Raw genomic sequence first — 20794 nt, 5'->3', positions numbered from 1 at the left:
CGTTAATTGCGGATGCTGAAATCACACAGGGTTCGCCGGAGGTTTTATGATAGATGCGGCTTCTTTTGCTTCTCAACTGGTCAGCGCCGAGCGCTCTGGTTTAGATCGGCAATACCAAATACAGCAAACACTTGCCCAGAATAAAATTACCGCCTATCAGTCGCTGGACACTAAAGTCAGTGCCTTTGACAGCATACTAACCACCTTGGCCGACAGCAAAAACCTCAACGCCACCACCACAAGTTTAAGCCAGGACGGATATTTCACCGCCAGCACCAGTGACGGCGCCACCGCCGCCAGCTATACGGTAGAAGTATCCAAGCTTGCCCAGGCCCATAGGGTCGGGCTGGATTTTGCCAGTGAAACCTGGGTAGCGCCGACAAGCGGTAACTTAAATATAGATTTGGCCGGTACCAGCATGGATCTGGATTTAAGTAGCTTACCAGCCGGTGCTACCCTGGTTGAACTGCGCGATGCCATTAACAGCGCCGCCGATAACCCCGGGGTACAGGCGGCCATTATCCGTACCGGCTCCAATGTAAAACTGGTGCTTAACAGCGAACAAACCGGCGCCGCCAATACCATCAACATGACCCTGAGCGGCGGCAGCGGCACCGAATATAGCGAGCTGGATACCGCCATTACCGGCAGAACACAACTCACCGCGGCCCAGGATGCCGAATTTAAATTCAGCGGCATAGATATCGTCTCCAGCACCAATAAAGTTGCAGATGTGGTCGACAATCTCACCTTAGAGCTGACCCAGACCAATGCCGGCAACCCGGTCACCTTAACGGTGAACCGCGACGACGACAGTATCAGCAATAATCTGCAGTCGCTGGTGGATGCCTATAACGGTATTATCGATGAAATCAAAGGCACGACGCTATCGGACGACGACAGTTATGTCGCACTCTCCGGCGACGCTACCGCCCGAACTTTAAGTACCCAGCTCAGAAATGCTTTCTTTGACTTGCCCAGCGGCACTTACTTAAGTGATCTGGGCCTGGAATTTGACCGCTACGGAAAATTATCATTAGATACCAGTGAATTGTCAGATGCCCTGGATGCCGATCCGACCATACTCGATACTATGCTGCTGGCCAGTGACGGTCTGGTAACCCAGTTGGCGGAAAAAATAGCGCCCTACAGCAAGTCCAGCGGTATTTTTGATGACAAGGTCTCAACCTTAAACGATGAAATTGAGCGCATCAATGATAAAACCGAGCAATTAAACTTACGCATGGAAAGCACCTACCAGCGCTACCTGATGCAGTTTACCCGCATGAATGAGCTCGAGTCCCAGATGCAGGCAACTTCCAGTTTATTTAGCGTTAGCACCACCAGCTAACTTTCAGGCTGAAAAGACAGGAATATACTTTCCCGAAATAAGGAAACTAAGGATCCACTATGTACGACTTTAATTCAGGTTTAGATGCCTACCAGGAAACCTCCAACGAAGCCCAGGCGGCAACGGCTGATCCCCATAAATTAGTGGTGATGCTGATTGAAGGTTTTCTCGATGAACTCGAGCGCGCCCAGGGCCATATCCAGGCGCAACGTTTCGAACACAAAGGCCGCTCGATCAGCAAATGCATGGATATACTCGCCGGACTGGATTCCGCCCTGGATATGGAACAAGGCGGCGAAGTGGCGGACAACCTGCACAATCTTTATGAGTTTTGTGCCCTGACCCTGTATAAGGTCAGCATCAGCAACGAAACCGAGCAACTGGCATCGGTCTTCACCGTGATGGAAAATCTCAAACTGGGCTGGCAGCAAATGGGCAGAGACGCCGCTTAACACCACCCCCTGTTTATCACCTAAGGCTGGCAGCATAACGCCAGCCTGATATCAATGCATGAAGAACGAGAAGTAACAAGCAATTTGATGTTGACTCCCTAAATCATCATCTTTTCTTAGCCTCAATAGTTCGGCACCGGAGATTCTCCGGTTTTTTTTTGCCTGAAAATCATCAAGTGACGGCGGCTGACCTCACATATATTAGCTGGCTTTTCCCGGTATCAAACCCGCTTCCGCAAGCGGAAATCCAACTTCCTCCCCACCAGCACACAATACAATAAGCGACTGATTTAAAACGATGTTTTAATTGGCTCATTGCTTGCAATATTGTCAGAACATTTAATCCGGTCGTTATAACTTTGCGTAAAGTCAGGTGTCATGGACAAAAACAAACTTGTTTTATCAATGAGAAAAAATATTACCTTATTAACCAAAGCCATGGTTGTTGCCGCCAATGATTTTCAGATCAACAGGGTGGCTGAGCTCGATCAAAAAGTAACACAATTATTATCCCAGTTAATCGATAAACCCGAACTACGCAACGCGCTGAAAACCGAACTGGATGCCTTATATCAAAGCCACCAAAGATTATTGCAGGACTGCCGCTTAGGCAGAGACGCCATCAGAGAGTCATTGAAATACCTGCAAAAAAATAAGGAAGGTTTACTCGCTTACCAGGAAATGGACGAACAATAATATGCTGCCAATTAACACCCACGCCTCAGCCCGGGATACCGTAAAGTCTGATGATATCAGCGCAAACAGCCGCCAGGGCAACGAAGCGGCCACAGATGAAAGCTATCAGGATATCTTATCGTCCCTGAAGCAGGAACAAACCTCTGCTCCTTCCGAAGAAAAAAGCGAACAAAACCAGCAGGCAAGACTGGCGGACAGCGACACTTCTCAAGCCCAAACGGCATCAGAAACCGCTGACGGCAATATCCTGGAGCCGCAAACAGTCATACCGCAACCGGCTTTATCGGCGGATAAAACACAGCAGCAGGTATCGGTTAAAACAGCAGATAACCAGCTTACTGATGAAGAAGCTGCCCGCCGGGCAGTCGCCCACACCAACACCGTTGAGCTTACAGGTCTTGATGCCGATATCAGTACCTTAGCCGACAGTGAAGTAAAAACCGGGCAAACACAGCAGCAACTGCAAACATCCCAGGCGCAGCTAACGGCAGAGAACAAGCTGTCAGCTGCTTCGGCAAAAGTTGAAACGCAAACAATGCCTGAAGCGGCCACAGGCCAACTAAGTCAAAATCTTGCACAGGCAGCAACCGGGGATGCAACGGCAGCCGCCCTGACCGGTACCGGAAAACAGGCGGAACAGGCCAGCCAGGCCTCAAGCCAGGCGGTATCTTTGATCTACCGCCAGCAGGAGCTGCACAGCACAGGCAAGCTTTCGAGTGATCAGATGCAACTAATGACAGAGCAAAGTGGCATGCTGGGCAATAAAGGTTTGGCCAATAGCACTTCTATGCTCAACAAATTAGACGGTGTGCCGAGCTCTGTGCTTCAGGGGCAAGCCATAGCTGATAACAGGGGCATGGCAGAATTTTCTACCGCCACATCCCGGGTTGAAGGGCTGGCATCCACATCAGGGCAACCCCAGACGTACACACTCGCGACGGACACTACCCTGGCGGAGCGTTCGCAAACGGCTAACGGCAAATATGAGTGGTCCATGCTCAAGCTCGACAGCCAGAAGCAAAACTGGTCGAGACAACTGTTTAATACTTTGCAGGACCGCATAGAAATGCAGGCCAACCAGCAAATCAAGCAGGCGAAAATACGCCTGGATCCGCCTGAACTTGGCCGGCTGGAACTGATGGTGCGCATCGAGGGCGACCGCATGTCGGTCAGTGTTAATGCCTCAAACGCTGCGGTCAGGGAGGCACTGCAGGAAACCAATGACAGGTTGCGCCAGGAGCTGGAAAACCAGTTCGGCTCCTCGGTAGATGTCAACGTCGGCTCAGATTCTTCCGATCAGGCATTTAAGAATGAAGAGGAAATGGTCGCTGTGACTAATGTTGAAGCCACTGAAATAAATCAAAGCTCAGTTCCTTTAACTACAGGCTGGCTCAATGCCCTTGCCTAAGCGCCTGAGCCAAAGCCTAAACCAGTGCCGAATAAAGAGCCAAAGCGGAGTAGTAATAAGTTGAAATCTAAGATACAGGGTAAAACCCAGGTTATTGTCATCACCATATTAGCCACCTTGATCATTGTCGCCGGACTCAGTTATGCAGGCGTAAATTTCGGCGGCGATATTTTAAAAAGCTTTAATCAGCAACCCACCGACGAACAAAACCGCCCCCTTTATTATCCGCTGGAAAAGCTGGTGATCAGTGTCGAAAGCGACAAGGTGATTTATTACATGATGATGGAAGTGAGCCTGGAAACCCACGACGAGCCGTCATTATCGCAAATCCGCCATTTTCTGCCGGTGATCCGCAACCATTTTGTTAAAGATTTAAGCCAGCGTAATTTCCAGTCCATGCGCGGCTATCTCAAAGACTTAGCCAGTTTGCAGCAGGAGTTGCACCAGTCCCTGAAGCTGGTGCTGGAAAAATATCAGATCCCGGATGTCGTTGACGACGTCTTGATCACTAAGTTAGTGATCCAGTAGCAATAGTAGGAGTTACGTGTGAATCAGAGCCTTGCCTGGAAAGAAAACAGTGAAGATCTGACCTTGCCCGGTCAGGAAGAAGAGCAGCTGCTGATCAAATACCTGTACCTGGTGAAAAGGGCTGTCAGCCACTTGCGCAGCCAGGTCAGTACCTTGCAGTCGTACGAAGATCTGATCCAAATCGGCACCATGGGCTTGCTCGAAGCTATCCGCCGCTATGGCAGCGAACCCGACGATGTCTTTGAAGGTTATGCCTTTAAACGCATCCGCGGCGCCATTCTCGATGAATTACGCCGTCAGGACTGGCGTCCGCGCCAGGCCAGGCAACAGGCACACAAACTTAACCGCGCCCGGCGCAACCTGCTCAAAGAGCTGGGACGCGAGCCGAGCGAAGAAGAACTGGCCGCCAGCCTCGACGTGGATGTCAAACAAATACAGGCGATGGAATTTGATAATGTCGCCGAAGAAATGCACAGCCTGGACGAGCTGCTGCAGGTAGACAGCAATGTTTTATCTTACGATTGCACGACCGACAACGGCGAAATGAAACAGGCGCTGGCACAAACCCTGGCGCTGCTGGATAAAAGAGAGCAACTGTTACTCACCTTATATTACCAATATGAACTCAACATGAAAGAAATCGCCCTGACCTTAAAAATCACCGAATCCCGGGTTTGCCAGTTGCATAAACTGGCGATTAAACATCTTCACACTCTGCTGGCACAGCAGCTCTAAGGACACACTTATGCAAAAATTACTTGGCCTGGGGATCATCATCATATGCGTATTCGGCGGCTTCGTTTTAGCCAGCGGCCGTTTGATCGCCCTGTGGCAACCGGCAGAGCTGATCATTATTTTCGGCGCCGGCATGGGCGCCATGGTGCTGGCCCATCCGAAAACGGTATTGATCGATTTAAAAAACCAGCTGGCGGATCTGTTCGGTAAAAAAACCGACCGCAACGCCACCATGAAAGAGCTGCTCAGTGTGATGCATGCCCTGCTGGAGATGGTACGCAAACAGGGCATGAAGGCAATCGATGAACATGTCGAGTCCTGGCAGCAAAGCTCTTTTTTCCTGCAATACCCTAAAGTGCATTCAGACCCGGTACTGATCCAATTTATTACCGATAACTTCCGTATGTTGTCTATGGGCAAGATCACCGCCCATGAACTGGAAAACATTTTGGAGCAGGAAATTATCGCCCTGGAAGAAGACCTGTTAAAACCCTCGGAAGCCATGCACACCACAGGGGAAGCCATGCCCGGTTTTGGTATTCTCGCAGCCGTCATGGGCATTATCATCACCATGTCGAAACTTGACGGCCCGTTAATGGCCATAGGCCTGCATGTCGGCGCCGCCCTGGTGGGCACCTTTATCGGTATCTTTATGTGTTATTGCCTGTTCGAGCCGCTAAGCAATGCCCTGGCCACTAAGGTCAGCCATAAGATCAAGCTGCTGGAATGCGTTAAATCCATCATGGTGTCCCATGTCAGCGGCAAATCGCCGATCCTGGCGGTAGACGCCGGGCGTAAACTTATCGACCGCGAAGCCAAACCCAGCTTTATTGAGATGGAAAAGTGGCTGACCGATAAGGCCGCCTGATGTCAGAAACTATCATTATCAAACGCCAAAACCGGCGTAAACAAAAGAAAGAAGCCGGCGGCGCCTGGAAAGTCGCCTTTGCCGATTTTACTTTGGCGATGATGGCGCTGTTTATGGTGCTGTGGATCCTCGCCGCCTCCAATATCGACGAAAGAACCGAGTTTACCGAACGCCTGCGCACCTACTCGGTGTTCGACGGCAAAAACAACCCGTTTGACTTGAGCAACAGCCCGCACCCGATCGATTTCGGCGAAGATTTTTCCGTGCTCGACACCAACAACCGTCTCGATCCCGATGCCATCCGCAAGTCGCAAAAAACCGCGCGCTCCCTCAACCAGAAAACCGCCAACGAAGAAGGCGACAATGGTTACGGCAACTTACCGGAAATGAATTCCCTGTTTAAGGGCAAGGTCAATAACCCGGATCAACTGGCGCTGCTGGCCTCCGAGCTCGAAGCCATCGCCGACAGCATAAGCGCAGTGGACAATATCGAAGTAGAAGTCGTGCCCCAGGGCCTGCGTATTTTGCTGCGCGATGACGACGACAATAAAATGTTTACACGCGGCAGCGCCATGATGACACCGTTTTTCCAGGATGTGTTACGCTCACTGGCCCCAATATTTGCCCAGATAGACAACCGGGTGATGATTTCCGGCCATACCGATTCCGCCCAGTTCCATAACGCCGCCTTCACCAACTGGGAATTATCGAGCCAGCGGGCATTACAGGCCAGACAAATGCTGGAAATCGGCGGTATGCCCAAACAAAGGGTCGCCCAGGTGGTGGCCATGTCGGATACTATGCTGATTGACAAGGCGCAGCCGAAATCCAGCATCAACCGCAGAATTGAGTTATTATTGCTGACCGAACAGGCAGAGCAGGCGCTGAGCCTGCTGTTTAACCAGGCACCGGCTGACGCCGACACCCAGGCCCCGGATGCAGCCTCAGGCAATGTCATCAACAATGCCTTCGAAGATGCCAGGGCAAACCGGCCGGTATTACGTTCACAAATTTTACTGGATGAGACAAGTAACTGATATGGATATTGGTAAAGACATCAACCGCAAATATTATCGCTGGCATTTCCAGTCGGGTGAAGTGCCGCTGGTATACCAGACCTCGGGCGTCCCGGTAAAAATATACCGGCGTATCCTGTTCTTCGATATTTTCCAGGCACAGGCCATTATCAAAGACATCAGTATCGGCGGTGTCGGCTTTATTACCCAGCACGAACTGGATGCTTCACTGATCATGCAGCTGCCCAACGGCCTGAAAATTTCCTGCAAGAAAGAGCATTACTTTCAGGTGAACGACAAGCTGAATTTCTACGGCGCCAGCTGGAGCGAAAAGGAATATAAAAAAGTGATGCCGCTGCTAAAATCTTACAGCAAGGTGGCCTACCGCGCCCGCGACGAAGAAAAGGGACAAAATAAAGTCACTGAACTGCATAAGAAAACAGAACAAAGCACAGAAAAAGAGTCGGTTTAACGCTAGCCCCTTATTTTTAGGGAGTTGCTAATAATAAGGAACGGCTATCCGGGCTTGGTTCACAATAGCGCCCATTAAAAATGGGCATAGGCGCTATCAAGCTTAATGAGCAAAACGACTTTGGTTAATCAGACAGGGTTACGCCCTGCGGTGAAAAACGGTATACCGTCATGCCTTCAGACACGGAAGCCGGATCAAACCTGGTTTGATTCTCTTGTGCCCTGTGCGCCAGATATTCCCTGGTTTGTGCTACATCCAGCTTACGTTCCGACAAAGTACCTGTGGCGTAGGCCGTTTTCCCGACAGCACTCATCGGAAACACCATTTTCCCGTCCGGCACTTTAATGGTTAAGGTTTGATACTTTTTATCTGTCGCCAGATCCATCCAGCAACCGCGTTTTTTACATACTTTAACTACTTTACCTGAAATCGTGCTTGCTTCGTTTTGATACTTTTCCGGACTTGCCAATAAAGTGGAAACCTCCACCAGCTTGTCCATGTCGGCTCCGCTGCCGAATGTCGCCTCCCCGGCCTGTCCCTGCCAGCTTGCCAACAACATAAGCAGGACAAGACGCTTTTTAAACGCAAATAATTTCAATGTTAAATTCCTTATTAAAATGACCATCACCTACTTCACCCGCAAAGCCCGACAACCACAAAATTCTAACGGCACCGGCAAAGCTCCTCATATACGCATTCTATTTACACAGCCGATAAAACTTATAACAAAATACAATTGCTGATTTCAATAGCCTGATATTTATTTAACCTGGACTCGGGATAATGAGCGCTTGATGTTTTAGCAAAATCAACAACTTGCTTGTAAACACTGAAATTTCAACAACGCTGATATTGCTATTGGCTCAATCAATGTTTCAATTTTTCGATTATCAAGGCAAAACCTTTATCAATAGCGCGCTATTGATAAAGGTTTTAACGCAGAGAATCGGAAAAAGGGGAACATTGAGCAAGTGCTGCTTATCCCGAGTTCAGGTTATTTATGCTGTAAACGCACAAACCCGGCAATAAAAGCTTGGCTATGCACAGTTTTTTTACGGCTTAACCATATATAAACAGTTTTCAAGTGTGATTTCTTCGGGGTAATCTGTAAACGCAAAGCCAAACTTTTCATATGCTTTTATCGCTTTTTCATTATCCGCCAGCACAAACAGGGAGCATGCTTTTACCTTCAGCTGCGCAAGACCTGCATCGCAAAGCCGGTGCATCAGCTGTGATGCTATGCCTTGGCCCCGGGACTCAGGGTTGACAATTAACCTGCCCAGGTGGCATTTGCCCAGCCTGAGATAATATTGGCCGAAAGCACAAAATTCATTCTCAGCCGTTACCAGAGAGAATGAATGTAGCTGGTCGAGTTTAAGATCTTCAGTAAACGAAGACAGGTTGTAGGGATACCTGAAATTGGGTCCGGACCACAGATTAAGTTCCTGTTCGCTGGAAAACCAACTCATTATTTTCAGTAAATGTTCTTGCTGAGGTTCAACTAATTTCATAACCATACATCCTATTGAATAATAGGATAATTATACCATTTTACCGGCTTGTAAAATAGCCAAAAACCTCCTTTAACGAAGCGTTTTTTTGCTCGTCAAATGCACGCCCGCCCCAGGCTGTACAGGCGCTTAATTTGCCATATAAAACCTGATGAAATAAGGTAAACAGGTATCTGCCCGGCGTTATTGTTTTTCAGGAACAACCAGCTGCCAAAGACATTGCCATCACAATAGCAAAACAGTCAACCAGATAACCTTGGCCATCTGAAAAGTCACCAAAAGGAATCGCCAGTGAGAACGGAGAAAAATACGGAAACCAGCTGTCACCGCCCACTTCCCTGATACTTTGGCAGGCAAAAACCATTAAAGCCACAAACAAAGCCGTTCGCCGCTTATACCAGGCACCATAGGCGCCATACGCAGGGATTAAGATAAAAACGACCAGATAAGAAAAGATATTAACCAAGGGGTTATTTTCCATACCAGAGAAGGCGACCACACCAATAGCCAACAAGGAAAATATCGCAAGGACAATACTGGCAAGCTTAAACTTCACTTTGACTCCTAAGCCCCTGTTGATCGCCAGACCATTGCCGGGGAGCTATTTCTCCTGATGCCGCTACAGCACATGGCCGCACCGCAAATGTCATCATTTTCATCAGAGGGATACCACCTGGCACCGACCTGTCAAACTGCTACGCCCGTTTAACCTGCTAATGGGGTTATTTTTTCAAAGCGGCCAGGCTGCTTTTATGTGTTTTATTCCAGTCGCTTGCTAAAGCGAAACCCGGCAACGCTTTAATCTTGTTCTCTGTAAATTTGATTAACTCTTCATCTGCAAGCGTAAAATCTACCGGAAATTTACACGGCTGATTTACATACCAGGGTGTATCGGTAAAAATCTCAAACCGGTTATTTTCAGGGTCTCTAAAATAAATAGACCAGGTAGTACCATGGGACACGGTTTGAAATTTCATTTCAGCAATTGCCGCTAAAGATGCATTAAATATTCTCAGCTCAGCAAGGGATTCAACCCGGAAAGAAATATGATCGACCGGACTTTCAAATGTTCGATGTGATGCCACGGGATTTAAAACAATTTGATGATGCTCGTGCGGGCTCCGGCTTAAAAAAACCATACCGTTTTTACCCTCCCCCCTGTCGGTAACAATAAAACCTAAGGTTTGTGTATAGAACTGCTCCATTTGAACAATGTCTTGAACATACAATTCAACATGGCTTAAAAGCATATTGGGAAAATTCATTTAGCTACTACTTCCATTTGTTCGATGATTATACGATGAAATAATGTTTGCGATACCTGTGGCATTGCCGTAATTTTTTATTGATGTTTTTACTTGAAGTGAGGCGTGATAGCAACGCCAGCAACAGACACGCAATTTTGCATTGCTTGCCGGCATTGTTATGTAAGTTGCTTATGCATGATAAAAGAGTCAACAAACCCCAGGCGCCGGTGTTTATAAGCATTGGGGATAGTACCAATAATTTTATAACCTAGCTTCTTCCACAACTGAACCGCAACCTCATTTGAGGAAACAACTGAGTTAAACTGCATTGCCGTATAACCAAGTTCGATTGCCACTTGCTGTGAATGCAAACATAACTTTCGAGCAACACCTTTGCCGCGACTTTTAGCAGCCACCATATAACCGCAGTTAGAGATATGCTTGCCTGGACCAGACGCATTTGGCTTGATGTAATATGAACCGAGTATTAAACCCTTTTCCTTTATTACATAAGATTTTTCCGGAGACAAACACCATAAGTTATACGCAGATTCAAATTCTATATCGGGATCAAATGCATAAGTTTCCTGTGCTTGAACAACTTCCTTAAAAACTGGCCAGAACGCTTCGAAATCACTTCTTGTTGTTTCATTAATTTGCACAAAACCTCCAAAGGTTTTTATCTTTATTTTTATTTCAATAGCTTGAATATCAAAAGCAGTAAAACCCCGGTGGCTGATGACAGACCTTTGAACTTGAATCATAACAGCTATCAATAACAGATTAATTAAAGCCGAAACATTCGCTCACCAAAATGCAGCAGGCTGCCAAAAACTCATGTTGTTAATTTTTGCACTTTCCATTTTACAACCTCTGATAAACGCCTCAACCAAGCCCTGCCTTAACGATCGGCTGAGTTGATTTGTTAGCTATGTTTAATGTCTCGAATATTGCCTTAACGACCACTCCTGGTTCGGTGACTTGAGGAAAATGCCCACTGTTAAAACACTCATATTGCCTTGTTTGCGAAGACATCCTGGCTAGCTCTTTTTGATATTGCAGATGTAGAGCATGTGCTTTTTCAGCTATAAAAGGCATCTTCTTAACGCCGGAAACCACCGCAACCGGTATATCCGGCAATGGCGCTAGTTTTCGTAGCTGGGCTAACGTCCTGGCAATTTCTTCTTCCTCAGAGTATTTATATCTGTCAAAAAATTTTTCGACGGACTTAAGAGAATGATTCAAAAAATTAAAAATGGAGGCTGGTTTAATCGACTCTTGTTCTATTAATTCATCGGGATATGGCGAATCAACCAATACCAGTGCAGCAACCTCGTCCGTATACTTTCGGGCATACAAATTGGCATAGATGCCACCGAGTGAATGACCGACAACAATGAACGGGGGTTTCAATTCAAGCTGATTCAGTAATAAGCGTAAATCCTCAACAACAGCATTACCATCCTGTTCTACGTTCGCTTTTTTAGACTTTCCTATGCCATGGCGGTTATAAAGCACCACCTTATACTGTTCAGAAATTTCGCTATAAACCTTATCCCAGCTACTGAAAGGCATGCGAAAACCATTGAGAAAAACTATGGTTGTATCACCTTCACCAACCAATAAATACTCCAGTTGTTTCATACTTTTATGGCTCGATTACCGCAGAAGGCTAACGCTTGCAACAGAGAGCATAGCGAATCTGTTGGCTGCACATGTTATAACTGTTCGTTAATTTGCTCACAAAGCTTGCAGTAGTCAGTATAAATAGCATCATAACCACCAGAACCGTTTTTTATTATGAACAACCAGAATATTGTTATCTGTTAAACGGATGGTACCGCTAATACTTGTCAATTCAATGACATCATCAAACATAGTTAAATACAGAGACATTCATGCGACTGCTTACAGCTAACGCCAGCATAATATGTAGAGTAAGTTGACACACTTTTTTGTTTTTTCAAAAATGTGACAGTTTACGGAATTGTGATTTATCTTCTTGTTAGCCATCATTGTTAACCCAATCCAATGAAGGATCATAAATAATCACGCAAGGCTTGTCTGAAAATGAATGGCTTACCCGCAGCTCCATATATTCAACCTCTTTACCATCAGTACAGCGAACATATATATTTGCTGAATCAACGACACCAACTAATTGAGATGGATTCTGAGGCATACCTATGTGATCAATTTCACCTGCCCATGTAACATCCAATATTGTTCCTTGGCGATCAAAAGCTTCAACTGAATTGATAAATGCTTTTCTTTTGGATTTGTTAAATAGAGCACACATCAGTACACATCGCTCATGTTTCAATTTTTTTAGCTCTGGATGTATTGGCGCGCCTAAGATTATGCGTTCGTCTGATTTCATTTCATTTTGGATTTTACGCGCTAACTTATAGCTAAAAAAAGCACATAAACCAGATAATATCGCCGCAAGAGCCGCCAAACTAGTAGCTAGCATAGTTGTTACTTGTAACGTTTCTGAACTCATAATACGATACCTCGACTGATGGCTAACGCTTGCAGCAGAGGATTTTATTAACTGTTTAGACGCGAAGCGGCTGACTAATAAATTCCTGCTGGCTGCACTTGCTTATGTGCTTTTGGCCTGAATGTTAGAAATATAAAAAGCATTCTCATGCTTAACTAATGTATAAACAACTTTTTGATTTTGACCAGCTTTGAGAGCATCAACATATACTTTACACTCAGTTTGATTGCAACTCTGCTTTATCGAAGATGAATCCAGCTTTAAATCGGTGAATAAAGAGACAAGTACTTCGCCACCTGTCCCTGCCATTTCTTCACGCTTAGAGGGCAAAAAGTGCTTTAACGCAGCCTTTGAATTCCCAGAATTAATAGAATTTTGGCAGGCCTTTACGACTTTAACAATATCTTGTTGTTCAGCTACAACACTAAACGACAGGGCTATGATAGATAAAAATAATACTCTGTACATCGAGACTCCATTGAAGATAACTTCCGAAGCAACAGAAAATTGCTTCGAGTGATTTTGCTTGTTATATATTTAAAGCATTGCATCTGCATATTTGTTTCGTTGTTTTTTTGTTAACCCTTGCTTTTCAATACGCTCACAGCGTTTAAGCATCAACGATAACGGACTAATTTTTCTAGGGCACTCCCGTGGACTATATTCCCATGACACCTTGCCTCTAGTTGAAGCAAACTTCTTACGATTATTTACCCGTATCTTTTTCCCATTTCTGGCATAAGGCCTCATAGTCATTTCTTTTCATCTATTATCTGACACTAGTTGTGGGTAACTCTGGCATATAACGCTAAAAGCAGCGGTTAGGTACGAATCCGCTGACTTTTCTTGTTAAGCGCTTTAATCAGAAAAACATATTTTATTTTTATCTAAATCTCTAACATACGCGGAAAAACGAGGTCCACGTTGATTTGGCTCGCCTTCACAGGCGCCGCCCAATTCAATAGCTTTCTTATGAAGCCTTTTTACTTCTTCGGCAGTTCCGACGCTAAAACCAACCATAGTACCATTCCCATTTGTTGCTGGATTCTCATCAAAAGGTATGGCTACTGCAAATGCAAAATCCTCACCCAGCCAATACGCCATTCTTTCTGTCGGCACAACTTTGTTAAGCCCAATTTCTTCAAAAAGTGAATCATAGAATTTAGTCGCAGCTTCCATGTTGTTTGTCCCAACAACAAAATAATTCATTTTCATAATTCAATATCTCTTACCGAATAAAAGAGCGATTATATCTTTACCCTCCTGACAGAGTATGTCAGGAAAGTTATGAGAGCTAACATATATTGAATGGCACTATCGCTTAACACTCGAAGCAGCAGTGAATTTACGAATCCGCTGGCTTACTTGTTATATTTTATTAACTTCGCTGCTGTGCAACAAAAGCTGCGTATTCTGATCTAGCTTTGCTATCTGGTTTAACATTTTTAGATTCACACCAAGCTAGCAGTTCGCTAATTTTAATTGATATTTTCTTCACTTGCTGACCATTTGCTCTGAACTCACTTATGGCCTTTTCAGCATTTCGACGCCACTCTTCATAAGTATCATCAAGTGTGGATGGATCGTCTACGACTTCCTTTAAACGATACCACTCATCAGGTTGAAACCATGCGAAGGAATAAACTACTTTTTGTTCACCCATGCTTGAGTTCTCCGTGAAATATAACGCCGCCATAATTTTCTGCCTGAAGCGCAGCGTAAGGCGGTAAAATTGATGGCTTTGTTAAGTGGTTTTGCCTGTGAGCATTGAATAAATTAAAAATGCCATCCATGCAAAGCTAATTACCCTTGAAGAAGTACTATAACCAGAACGGAGTAATAACCAAGCAAAAATATATGGAAAAATTAATGTTCCTATACCCAATAAGATGCCTACATTTCTTTGTGAGCCATCGTCATTTTGTTGTGCCGTAGGCGCTTGTTGGTTTTTATTACCAAAGAACGTTGCAGACTGAGAAATTCCAGTGCCTCTTATATTCGCCGTAGTTTTAACTCCTTTTGAGCCAAAGTTCATCGTTAAGCCTTTGCCGCCTACAGAAAGGCTTGATATGCCCTTTTTTCCTAAATTGAGTTTTACACCTTTTCCCAATTTAATACTTCTTTTCTTTTTAAACATAACCTAGTACTCCATTACCTGATAACCACTTAACGCAAAGCACAATAGCTTATGGAATCCGATTGACGCGCCTTATAGTTTGACCGTTTCATTTATTTATAGATTTACCTTTTCCTTAAATGGGTGGAACATGCTTCTGTTGGCTACGAATAGTGAGGCGCGAACAGACTATGTTCATAACAAGACGTTCGAGCCAACAGAAGTGACTTGTTTCAAAACGCATACTCAGGGATTTTCGTTGCACCGACTATCTATAAGACCTGCGAGAAACGAGTTTTCAGCATATTCCAGTAGTTACTTTACGCCGAGGAGGTTAGAAATGAAAGCCCCTACTGTCGATGATTTCGCTGCTTTAATTGGAATTGATTGGGCAGATCAAAAACATGATATCTGCGAGAACCCTACCGGTTCTAAAAAGTACCTTCATTCCGTTGTTTCGAGTAAGCCAGAATCCATTGATAATTGGGCTATGAACCTAAAAATACGTTATCCAAACAAGCAAGTTGCCATCGCTTGTGAACTTCAAAAAGGACCACTCATTAATGCTTTGAGCAAGTATTCTCATCTTACGATATTTCCTCTCAACCCTTCTAGCGTCGCCAAATATCGGCAAGCATTTACACCTAGTGGAGCCAAAGACGACCCTTCAGATGCTTATTTACAGGCTGAAATCTTGGCGCTTCACATGGATAAATTAACGGTAATTCAGCCAGAATCAGCAGAAATCAGAGCATTGTCACAACTTGTGGAGTATCGTCGAAAGATAGTGCAAGACCGTGTCGATTTAACAAATAAAATTACAGCAACACTAAAAAACTATTATCCACAGGTACTTGAGTGGTTTTCTGAAAAAGACACGATTATTTTTTGTGACTTTATCAAGAAATGGCCATCATTGATGCAGGCAAAGAAAGCTAAAAAACAGTCCTTACAGACTTTCTTCAATCAACATAATTCCCGATACCCGGAAGTAAATGCAACTAGAATTTCGTTAATAAAAAAGGCGACTACGCTAACCGATGATCTGGGAGTTATTGAACCTAATAAGATCTTGATTGAGATTTTAATACCCCAACTCAAAGTACTGATTAAAGGGATTGAACAGCTGGACAGTGAAATAAAGCAACGTTATAAAAAGCAAAAGGATAGGGTTATTTTTGATAGTTTCCCTGGAGCTGGGCCTCAATTAGCCCCTCGCTTACTTGCTGCATTTGGCACAAAACGTGACCGATATACTGATGCATCGGCACTTCAAAAATATGCAGGCATTGCCCCTGTTATTGAGCGCAGTGGTAAACAAAAGTGGGTACATTGGCGGTATAGTTGCCCAAAATTTTTAAGGCAGACATTTGTGGAATGGGCAGGGTTATCTGTACGCTTTTCATTTTGGGCAAAAGCTTATTATGAACAACAAAAAAGCAAAGGTAAGCCACATAATGTGATTATCAGATCACTGGCTTTCAAATGGATAAGGATCGCATTCAGGTGTTGGAAAACCCGAACACCTTACAATGAATCTATGTACCTGGAAGCTTTAAAAAGACGGGACTCACCGCTGTTAAAGTTTGCTGTTGGCGCTTAATTTTTAGTTGTGGTCCACCTCAGGGCGTGTTGTTAGCACTTAAAGCTAAACTATAGTGACTTAGCTACCTTATTAATAAATATCACCTATTTATTAATAACTATATTCTACCACCAACAAGCAATAGTTAACTTATCCGGATCATGGGGGAGTTCAAGCAGCTTTGTGTTGGAGCCAAGGTACCACCTTTTGAAATTCCTACGACGAACTCCGAAAGGTGCAAGCCCTTCAAGTACCTTTTGAGCATTTTGGATCATTGGGTCATCTATGGTTCTTCCTATTTTGATTTGTTCATGCAACAAAGGCACTAACGAACGATAAACTTCTTCAGCGTTATTTTTAGTTACTATCTGCTTATAACCTAAGCTCAATAAGCTCCCTAGAGGAGATGCTGATTTTATCTGACGTAGACTAGTTAATCCTGACATTTTTCATTGCTCCACAATACCCAAAATATCCAAAAATCCGTAAGAAAAAAGATAATTAACTCTATACTTATGTCACTTGATTGCTCCCAGTACATGATAACCGGCATAAAAATACGATAAATAGCACAAGCAATGTACAACACAGCAATAACTTTATAAGTTTTAATGCTGAAAATAGTACGTTTATACCCCAAACCATAGAGAGAGATAAGCGTAAAAACCAATATAGGAAACTGGAATGACTCTATAAGAGGAAAAAATGATTCAATGAAAATTTGCTCGCTAGACTCCGCAGCAAAATAATCCGCTACCGAATTACTAATTAGAAGAAACCAAAAGAAAAAACGCGCGAGATATATCATTCAAAACATCCATGTTGTTATGATTAATTACAACTATATCAAAAATAAATAACTCAAGTTAATTAGATTGCAATCAATGTTGAATGCTAACGCCTTACATAATAGGAAAATAATAACTGTTTAGGAGCGGAGCGACTAGTTATTATTTTTCCTTATCTATTAAGTTGTTATGAGTTTTATAACTTCGGCATGCTCAGTTCGCAATATACCCAAACCATGCCAAAGTCCCCTATGATTTCAAAACCATTTTCAATTTTATTTACATACTCGAATTCACCAAAACTAGTGATTTCTGACTCTGGGTCATAGAGCATTTTTAAAGATAGTTCTTGAAAGTCCACTTTGATCGGGGAGTTATCTGAATTAGTAAAACGTACGTTAGTTATTTCACCATTAGCAGTTCGCACAACAAACTTTAACTCTAAACGATCTTGCGGCGCGTGAATTTCAATGACATCACCGCCTATAACAGTTTGCATATTACGGGTACTCATAATGCTTGAAGCAGCGGTGAGTTTACGAATCCGCTGGCTTTATTTGTTATAACCTTATTTACGCCTATAAACACCATCTCCTTCATTAACAAAAGGTGGTGGAGGTTCTATAGGCCAATTTAATTTTAGCAACAGCTCTTTAGCTTTTGCTCTAAGTGGTTCCCACTCCGGCTGCTGCATAGACTCTATATTTGTATCTCTAAACACAGTATCAGGCATTTTATCAACCCAATAACCTAGATCTGTAATTTCTTCGACAATTTGATTACTAAGTTCATCTTTGAAATAGTTTTTATAGGAACCACACCAAAGCAAGTAATCCTCAATGATTTCAACAGGCACATCACAAGGCCCAGTAAATTCAACCTGTAATTCCGGAGAAACAGCTAGTGCTTGCAATGCCTCTCTAAATTGCTTCTGAATCCCGTACTTAATTTCTGATTCGCTCATAGCTCGATGTGGTTATAACGCCCGCAACACCGGGCAATTTGGAGCGCAGCGGAAAATTACTCCGTTTGATTGCGCTTGTATGGATAATATCCCCCATATCTTGTTAGCAGTACTTCACACTAATGCTCTTACACACAATATATGTATTTTCTACGACTAACATTTTAAAGCCACCATCATTTTTATGAGATTTGACAATGTTTACATTTAAATAATCGGATACGGCATTTTTATATATCTCTAACACATTGATTGGTGCGTTTGCTAGAGAGCCATTGCCACTACTCAGCAACTCGCTAAATGGTATATTTGTATTCAAGTATTTAGATAAGTCGCGCCAATCACCAAAATATGATTCATGTTCGGAATATAACAGGCCAATAATTTCATTTGGATTTTCTGGTTTACTAGAAAAGTAAAGCACGCCTGAATCACCAAGATATTCATCTAAAACAGGATGTTTAGTAAATAACTGAAACGAACCGCCAGCGTCAATGTTTAACGTTGACTCAGCAACGCCTTCACACTCTATTTTTAATTTGATTCGCTTATCAAAATCATCCCAGTGATCAGTTTCGTATATAAAGCTAATTCCCATATAAGTACTTTCGATAGCACTTATGTAGCCTTCTAAGTCTTCGTATATATTCTCGCAGAGAATTTCAATATTCATAGTACCGTTAACGCTTTGCACAGCGGCGCGAGGTACGAGCGTCCGGCACCGAAGGTGCGAATTGGTGCAACTTGTTAGGCATATTTATCACTACCTTCCCAGGTAGCTTGAACAGAATATCCATGAAAGTGAATAATGATACCTTCCCCCATGTCAGCACCATTGCTAAATGACTGCTCACTGTTTTCAAAATTGATATCACCACTGTAATCACAAGGTGCAAATGAATAGCCTGTCGCATTTAACTCATCAATGAGCTGCCCAACTCGGCTAGTAAGAAAACGAGCTAGATGCTCTCGCCCTTTTACTTTTTCAATTTCGAAGTCATTACGAAGCTTCGCATTCAATAACTCTTGAATCTTGAGCATTTCTGAATAGCACTCATTATTGACGATATCCTTCATTTTTTTGCCTGTATGCCTAACGCCTGTGTATGAGGATTTTAATAAAAGTTTTGACGCGCAGCGGCATTTTATTAAAATTCCTGCATGACACACTTGTTATGTTTTCCAAGCTCACACTATAAAATATTACTTTGATAATTAATATCCAACCTGATTATATGTTTTTTTTGTAAAAAAATTTACATGTAATTGTTAATAGTTATAATGTTCGCTCATAAATCAACGGAGGATTTAAATATGTTAAAGAAAATAAGACTATTATCTATAATCTTAGTATTACCCCTATTCAGCACTACTTTACTGGCATCAGATTATGTCAAAGCAACACCATCAAGCATAGACATAAATGAGTCAGTAACAATAGATTGGTCTAATTACTATCTATCTAATACTTACCCCAACCCAACATATAATTTATATGTTAATAAACCATCAGGCGAACCTAGACATAAATATCGAAGCGGATTAACTACAACAAGTGATGTCCGAGGACCAAATACAATAAGCGGTCAACAAACAATAGAAGTAGAAGTTTGTGACCAAAATGGGCAAAATTGTATTACAAATAGTGATGGGCGCGTAAATGTTTTTGTTGACCATGATTGTATATTGAGGGGTTCTGGTTTTGGATATTATTATTATTGTGATGGCAATCTAATTACTCAAAGCATTGTAAATAACGCTTTGGTGGAAAGTAAAATTTCTGGTTTTATTTCAGTAAAAGACAGACTTTATTGGAAATATGAAATCAAAGACGGACAGGGAGAGCGATATGCTTGGTATACTAACTGTCGCTCTGGTGGGCAACCTGAACGTGTGACCGAATTAATAGAAAATAATGGCGATCGTATAGATAGTTTTTTTGCTCGCCACAATGACGGTAAATCTGAATGGTATTTTTTTGATGCTACCTGGAATAGATCCTTCGAACGAGTAAAATACCATAGTAATTGTTAAAAATGGCTAGTCTATAAAACTTAAAACAGCTATGCATTATCAAAATGTCATCGCTGTTTTTTTAAGTCATTAAACCCTAAATGAACCAAACATCAACATATTCATGACTTCGGCGTGCATGAAAACATAACAGCTATATTAACCGAAAATATTTCGTATTTCTGCCAGAAATACGACCAGCTAAATTATCATTGAATGTTTTAATTTTATCTTTTAAAAACACACCATCAATAAGTTAGAAATTTTCAATTTGATAGCAAGGCGTTGAAAAGCGACATTTTGCCGTATTTACGGTAAAAATGCGGCTTTATAGCTTACCCTTTATTTTCTTATAAAGATTTAAGTCTAAGTTTACTTAGTTCATTGCCAAAAAGTATCTTACCTGGCACAGAAAAAGCGTGACTAGGTCAGAAAACATCTCTGATAAAAACTTCAATACACTTAATTATCAAATAGATACATACTCTCCCCTTCCCATAAAAATACTGTGGATTTATATAGTCTTTTGTACTATACCTTT

27 protein-coding genes are annotated in these 20794 nt (G+C 43.1%); 11 read left to right on the top strand and 16 right to left on the bottom strand.

What is annotated here, in order from left to right; genetic code table 11:
* Window positions 1-46: 46 nt before the first annotated feature.
* The 9 genes from fliD (at window position 47) to SG35_RS01015 (ending at window position 7526) form a co-directional block, all read left to right on the top strand.
* Window positions 47-1351, top strand: coding sequence for a flagellar filament capping protein FliD (gene fliD, locus SG35_RS01055; protein WP_044833729.1), 1305 nt, complete (start codon window positions 47-49; stop codon window positions 1349-1351).
* A gap of 59 nt (window positions 1352-1410) precedes the next feature.
* Window positions 1411-1803, top strand: a complete 393-nt coding sequence (gene fliS / locus SG35_RS01050; RefSeq protein WP_044833730.1) for a flagellar export chaperone FliS — start codon at window positions 1411-1413, stop codon at window positions 1801-1803.
* 378 nt (window positions 1804-2181) lie between these two features.
* Complete coding sequence (locus SG35_RS01045; protein ID WP_044833731.1) at window positions 2182-2499, top strand: hypothetical protein; 318 nt, start codon at window positions 2182-2184, stop codon at window positions 2497-2499.
* Between the two features lies 1 nt (window position 2500).
* Window positions 2501-3907 carry a flagellar hook-length control protein FliK gene (locus SG35_RS01040; protein WP_053043152.1) on the top strand — a complete coding sequence of 469 codons (1407 nt, stop codon included), beginning with the start codon at window positions 2501-2503 and terminating at the stop codon, window positions 3905-3907.
* 60 nt (window positions 3908-3967) lie between these two features.
* Complete coding sequence (locus tag SG35_RS01035) at window positions 3968-4435, top strand: flagellar basal body-associated FliL family protein (protein ID WP_044833732.1); 468 nt, start codon at window positions 3968-3970, stop codon at window positions 4433-4435.
* A gap of 18 nt (window positions 4436-4453) precedes the next feature.
* Complete coding sequence (locus SG35_RS01030; RefSeq protein WP_084692816.1) at window positions 4454-5170, top strand: FliA/WhiG family RNA polymerase sigma factor; 717 nt, start codon at window positions 4454-4456, stop codon at window positions 5168-5170.
* Between the two features lie 10 nt (window positions 5171-5180).
* Window positions 5181-6038 (top strand): flagellar motor stator protein MotA, encoded by an 858-nt coding sequence (motA, locus tag SG35_RS01025; RefSeq protein WP_044833733.1) that lies wholly within the window; start codon window positions 5181-5183, stop codon window positions 6036-6038.
* Window positions 6038-7075, top strand: coding sequence for an OmpA family protein (locus tag SG35_RS01020; protein ID WP_044833734.1), 1038 nt, complete (start codon window positions 6038-6040; stop codon window positions 7073-7075). Before motA ends, SG35_RS01020 begins: the two co-directional genes overlap by 1 nt.
* 1 nt (window position 7076) lies before the next feature.
* A complete protein-coding gene (locus SG35_RS01015) occupies window positions 7077-7526 on the top strand; it encodes a hypothetical protein (protein ID WP_044833735.1) in 450 nt (149 codons plus the stop codon).
* Window positions 7527-7650: 124 nt separating this feature from the next.
* Here the strand turns inward: SG35_RS01015 and SG35_RS01010 are convergent, their stop codons facing one another.
* From SG35_RS01010 to SG35_RS00960, 11 genes are all read right to left on the bottom strand, one after another.
* The gene (locus SG35_RS01010) at window positions 7651-8124 is read right to left on the bottom strand and encodes a DUF4920 domain-containing protein (protein ID WP_053043153.1); all 474 of its coding nucleotides are present in this window, start codon (window positions 8122-8124) and stop codon (window positions 7651-7653) included.
* Window positions 8125-8578: 454 nt separating this feature from the next.
* Complete coding sequence (locus SG35_RS01005) at window positions 8579-9037, bottom strand: GNAT family N-acetyltransferase (RefSeq protein WP_044833737.1); 459 nt, start codon at window positions 9035-9037, stop codon at window positions 8579-8581.
* A gap of 193 nt (window positions 9038-9230) precedes the next feature.
* Complete coding sequence (locus SG35_RS01000) at window positions 9231-9593, bottom strand: hypothetical protein (protein WP_044833738.1); 363 nt, start codon at window positions 9591-9593, stop codon at window positions 9231-9233.
* Between the two features lie 166 nt (window positions 9594-9759).
* A complete protein-coding gene (locus SG35_RS00995; RefSeq protein WP_044833739.1) occupies window positions 9760-10302 on the bottom strand; it encodes a VOC family protein in 543 nt (180 codons plus the stop codon).
* A gap of 158 nt (window positions 10303-10460) precedes the next feature.
* Window positions 10461-11048, bottom strand: coding sequence for a GNAT family N-acetyltransferase (locus SG35_RS00990; protein WP_084692817.1), 588 nt, complete (start codon window positions 11046-11048; stop codon window positions 10461-10463).
* Window positions 11049-11169: 121 nt separating this feature from the next.
* Window positions 11170-11928 (bottom strand): alpha/beta fold hydrolase, encoded by a 759-nt coding sequence (locus SG35_RS00985; RefSeq protein WP_044833740.1) that lies wholly within the window; start codon window positions 11926-11928, stop codon window positions 11170-11172.
* A 361-nt stretch (window positions 11929-12289) separates the two neighbouring features.
* Window positions 12290-12787, bottom strand: coding sequence for a hypothetical protein (locus SG35_RS00980; protein ID WP_152646676.1), 498 nt, complete (start codon window positions 12785-12787; stop codon window positions 12290-12292).
* A 102-nt stretch (window positions 12788-12889) separates the two neighbouring features.
* On the bottom strand, window positions 12890-13255 hold the full coding sequence (locus SG35_RS00975; protein WP_044833742.1) for a hypothetical protein: 366 nt from the start codon (window positions 13253-13255) through the stop codon (window positions 12890-12892).
* A 390-nt stretch (window positions 13256-13645) separates the two neighbouring features.
* Complete coding sequence (locus tag SG35_RS00970; RefSeq protein ID WP_044833743.1) at window positions 13646-14002, bottom strand: VOC family protein; 357 nt, start codon at window positions 14000-14002, stop codon at window positions 13646-13648.
* A gap of 163 nt (window positions 14003-14165) precedes the next feature.
* On the bottom strand, window positions 14166-14450 hold the full coding sequence (locus SG35_RS00965) for a hypothetical protein (protein WP_044833762.1): 285 nt from the start codon (window positions 14448-14450) through the stop codon (window positions 14166-14168).
* Between the two features lie 81 nt (window positions 14451-14531).
* A complete protein-coding gene (locus SG35_RS00960; RefSeq protein ID WP_044833744.1) occupies window positions 14532-14924 on the bottom strand; it encodes a DUF4236 domain-containing protein in 393 nt (130 codons plus the stop codon).
* A gap of 319 nt (window positions 14925-15243) precedes the next feature.
* On the opposite strand from SG35_RS00960, the gene SG35_RS00955 reads away from it, so the two are divergent.
* Complete coding sequence (locus SG35_RS00955; protein WP_044836286.1) at window positions 15244-16506, top strand: IS110 family RNA-guided transposase; 1263 nt, start codon at window positions 15244-15246, stop codon at window positions 16504-16506.
* Between the two features lie 107 nt (window positions 16507-16613).
* Here the strand turns inward: SG35_RS00955 and SG35_RS00950 are convergent, their stop codons facing one another.
* From SG35_RS00950 to SG35_RS00930, 5 genes are all read right to left on the bottom strand, one after another.
* Window positions 16614-16934, bottom strand: coding sequence for a hypothetical protein (locus tag SG35_RS00950; protein ID WP_044836388.1), 321 nt, complete (start codon window positions 16932-16934; stop codon window positions 16614-16616).
* A gap of 538 nt (window positions 16935-17472) precedes the next feature.
* Window positions 17473-17775, bottom strand: coding sequence for a hypothetical protein (locus SG35_RS00945; protein WP_084693046.1), 303 nt, complete (start codon window positions 17773-17775; stop codon window positions 17473-17475).
* 69 nt (window positions 17776-17844) lie between these two features.
* Window positions 17845-18240: a hypothetical protein gene (locus tag SG35_RS00940; protein WP_044836385.1), complete on the bottom strand. Its 396-nt coding sequence runs from the start codon at window positions 18238-18240 to the stop codon at window positions 17845-17847.
* A gap of 103 nt (window positions 18241-18343) precedes the next feature.
* Window positions 18344-18913 carry a hypothetical protein gene (locus SG35_RS00935; protein WP_044836384.1) on the bottom strand — a complete coding sequence of 190 codons (570 nt, stop codon included), beginning with the start codon at window positions 18911-18913 and terminating at the stop codon, window positions 18344-18346.
* A 74-nt stretch (window positions 18914-18987) separates the two neighbouring features.
* Window positions 18988-19317: a hypothetical protein gene (locus SG35_RS00930; protein WP_044836383.1), complete on the bottom strand. Its 330-nt coding sequence runs from the start codon at window positions 19315-19317 to the stop codon at window positions 18988-18990.
* Between the two features lie 237 nt (window positions 19318-19554).
* On the opposite strand from SG35_RS00930, the gene SG35_RS00925 reads away from it, so the two are divergent.
* On the top strand, window positions 19555-20274 hold the full coding sequence (locus tag SG35_RS00925; protein WP_152646857.1) for a hypothetical protein: 720 nt from the start codon (window positions 19555-19557) through the stop codon (window positions 20272-20274).
* Window positions 20275-20794 lie beyond the last annotated feature (520 nt).

This window comes from Thalassomonas actiniarum, assembly GCF_000948975.2.
GTDB lineage: Bacteria > Pseudomonadota > Gammaproteobacteria > Enterobacterales > Alteromonadaceae > Thalassomonas > Thalassomonas actiniarum.
This window is presented reverse-complemented; position numbering and strand designations above follow the sequence as displayed.

Bases quoted from the DNA above. Each gene is read 5' to 3' on its own strand.
- fliD (WP_044833729.1), top strand. From the start codon at position 47: ATGATAGATGCGGCTTCTTTTGCTTCTCAACTGGTCAGCGCCGAGCGC.
- fliS (WP_044833730.1), top strand. From the start codon at position 1,411: ATGTACGACTTTAATTCAGGTTTAGATGCCTACCAGGAAACCTCCAAC.
- SG35_RS01045 (WP_044833731.1), top strand. From the start codon at position 2,182: ATGGACAAAAACAAACTTGTTTTATCAATGAGAAAAAATATTACCTTA.
- SG35_RS01040 (WP_053043152.1), top strand. From the start codon at position 2,501: ATGCTGCCAATTAACACCCACGCCTCAGCCCGGGATACCGTAAAGTCT.
- motA (WP_044833733.1), top strand. From the start codon at position 5,181: ATGCAAAAATTACTTGGCCTGGGGATCATCATCATATGCGTATTCGGC.
- SG35_RS01020 (WP_044833734.1), top strand. From the start codon at position 6,038: ATGTCAGAAACTATCATTATCAAACGCCAAAACCGGCGTAAACAAAAG.
- SG35_RS01015 (WP_044833735.1), top strand. From the start codon at position 7,077: ATGGATATTGGTAAAGACATCAACCGCAAATATTATCGCTGGCATTTC.
- SG35_RS01005 (WP_044833737.1), bottom strand. From the start codon at position 9,037: ATGAAATTAGTTGAACCTCAGCAAGAACATTTACTGAAAATAATGAGT.
- SG35_RS00995 (WP_044833739.1), bottom strand. From the start codon at position 10,302: ATGAATTTTCCCAATATGCTTTTAAGCCATGTTGAATTGTATGTTCAA.
- SG35_RS00990 (WP_084692817.1), bottom strand. From the start codon at position 11,048: ATGATTCAAGTTCAAAGGTCTGTCATCAGCCACCGGGGTTTTACTGCT.
- SG35_RS00985 (WP_044833740.1), bottom strand. From the start codon at position 11,928: ATGAAACAACTGGAGTATTTATTGGTTGGTGAAGGTGATACAACCATA.
- SG35_RS00980 (WP_152646676.1), bottom strand. From the start codon at position 12,787: ATGAGTTCAGAAACGTTACAAGTAACAACTATGCTAGCTACTAGTTTG.
- SG35_RS00975 (WP_044833742.1), bottom strand. From the start codon at position 13,255: ATGTACAGAGTATTATTTTTATCTATCATAGCCCTGTCGTTTAGTGTT.
- SG35_RS00970 (WP_044833743.1), bottom strand. From the start codon at position 14,002: ATGAAAATGAATTATTTTGTTGTTGGGACAAACAACATGGAAGCTGCG.
- SG35_RS00965 (WP_044833762.1), bottom strand. From the start codon at position 14,450: ATGGGTGAACAAAAAGTAGTTTATTCCTTCGCATGGTTTCAACCTGAT.
- SG35_RS00960 (WP_044833744.1), bottom strand. From the start codon at position 14,924: ATGTTTAAAAAGAAAAGAAGTATTAAATTGGGAAAAGGTGTAAAACTC.
- SG35_RS00955 (WP_044836286.1), top strand. From the start codon at position 15,244: ATGAAAGCCCCTACTGTCGATGATTTCGCTGCTTTAATTGGAATTGAT.
- SG35_RS00950 (WP_044836388.1), bottom strand. From the start codon at position 16,934: ATGTCAGGATTAACTAGTCTACGTCAGATAAAATCAGCATCTCCTCTA.
- SG35_RS00945 (WP_084693046.1), bottom strand. From the start codon at position 17,775: ATGCAAACTGTTATAGGCGGTGATGTCATTGAAATTCACGCGCCGCAA.
- SG35_RS00940 (WP_044836385.1), bottom strand. From the start codon at position 18,240: ATGAGCGAATCAGAAATTAAGTACGGGATTCAGAAGCAATTTAGAGAG.
- SG35_RS00935 (WP_044836384.1), bottom strand. From the start codon at position 18,913: ATGAATATTGAAATTCTCTGCGAGAATATATACGAAGACTTAGAAGGC.
- SG35_RS00930 (WP_044836383.1), bottom strand. From the start codon at position 19,317: ATGAAGGATATCGTCAATAATGAGTGCTATTCAGAAATGCTCAAGATT.
- SG35_RS00925 (WP_152646857.1), top strand. From the start codon at position 19,555: ATGTTAAAGAAAATAAGACTATTATCTATAATCTTAGTATTACCCCTA.